Origin of the sequence: Paracidovorax valerianellae, from assembly GCF_900102625.1 — a bacterium.
In the GTDB taxonomy this organism is placed as follows: domain Bacteria; phylum Pseudomonadota; class Gammaproteobacteria; order Burkholderiales; family Burkholderiaceae_C; genus Paracidovorax; species Paracidovorax valerianellae.
This window is the reverse complement of record NZ_FMZC01000048.1, coordinates 1-1,454: the sequence shown is the minus strand read 5'-3', so window position 1 is coordinate 1,454 and position 1,454 is coordinate 1. Positions and strand designations below refer to the sequence as shown.

At 62.0% G+C, this 1,454-nt stretch carries 1 protein-coding gene; it reads left to right on the top strand.

The window, feature by feature from the left end; all coding sequences use genetic code 11:
- Window positions 1-125: 125 nt before the first annotated feature.
- Window positions 126-1,454, top strand: a 1,329-nt coding sequence (locus BLT03_RS23595) for an IS5 family transposase (protein ID WP_245711544.1), incomplete at its 3' end; no start/stop codon positions are given.

Below are 1,454 nucleotides of genomic sequence, written 5' to 3'. Positions count from 1 at the left end.
AGTCCGCCCTGAACAATCTGCAAGCCCTTGATCTGACACGTAGTTCTGCTGATGGATGGGCGCAGGATTTGCAAGGTATGGTTGTTCCAGTACCTGTTTTCTTGCAAATTTCTCCGAGGAGTTCCATGGGTCCGAAGCCTTCGCTGCCTCAGTCCGGTGAGTTGTTTCGCCCACGGCTGGACGAGCAGCTCAACATGAAGCACCCGCTGGTCCGTTTGGCTGCGCTGATCGACTGGGCCGAGATCGAGCGCACGTTCGTGGTCTCGTTCACTTCCTGGCGGGGCCGGCCCGCATTGCCACCTCGTCTGATCGCCGGGTTGCTGTACCTGCAGCACACCTTCGATGCCTCCGACGAAGCCGTGGTCAACACCTGGGTGGAGAACCCGTACTGGCAGTACTTCTGCGGCGAGACCTACCTGCAGACCGAGTTGCCCATCGATTCGTCCAGTCTGACGCGCTGGAGAAAGCGCATTGGAGAAGAAGGCGTGGAGACGCTGCTGGCGGCCAGCATCGAGGCGGCCCGGCGTGGTGGCGTCATTCAGAAGACCAGCACACAGCAGGTGATCGTGGACACCACCGTCATGCCCAAAGCCATTGCACACCCCACCGACAGTCGGCTGCTGGACAAGAGCCGCCAGCACCTGGTCAAGGTGGCAGAGGACAACGGCCTGCAACTGCGCCAGAACTACAACCGGGTGGCACCGCGCCTGGCTGCGCAGATTGGGCGCTACGCGCATGCCAAGCAGTTCAAACGCATGAAGAAAGCTGTGAGGACACTGCGCACCCGCGTGGGCCGGGTGCATCGTGAAGTTACCCGCCAACTGCACATGCTGCCCGAGGCCGCCAAAGCCAAGGTTCAGGACTTGCTGAGCCGCACGGGCCGCATCTTGACCCAGCGGACAAAAGACAAGAACAAACTGTACGCCCTGCACGCGCCGGAAGTGGAATGCATCAGCAAAGGAAAGGCCAGGACACCCTATGAGTTCGGAGTGAAGGTCAGCATCGCCACCACGCTCAGGGAAGGCCTGGTGGTGGGCATGAGGAGCATGCCAGGCAACCCGTATGACGGACACACGCTGGCCGAGACACTGGAGCAGGTGGGCATCCTCACGGGCACGGACAGGCCACCGGCCACGGCTATCGTGGACAAGGGCTATAGAGGCGTGAAGGTCGAGGGCGTGCGCATCCTGATGTCAGGCCAAAAGCGTGGCATCACCCGAATGCTCAAGGCCATGATCAAAAGGCGCAGCGCCATCGAACCGGCTATCGGGCACATGAAGATGGACGGCAGGCTTGGCCGCAATCCGCTCAAGGGTGCGCTGGGCGATGCGCTGCATGCGGTGATGTGCGGGGCCGGGCACAACCTGCGCCTGATCCTGGCCGCGCTGCGGTTTTATTGCGCCCGATTCGGGCTGTCGATGCAGCCGGTCATCGCAGCCCTGGTCGCTGCACCC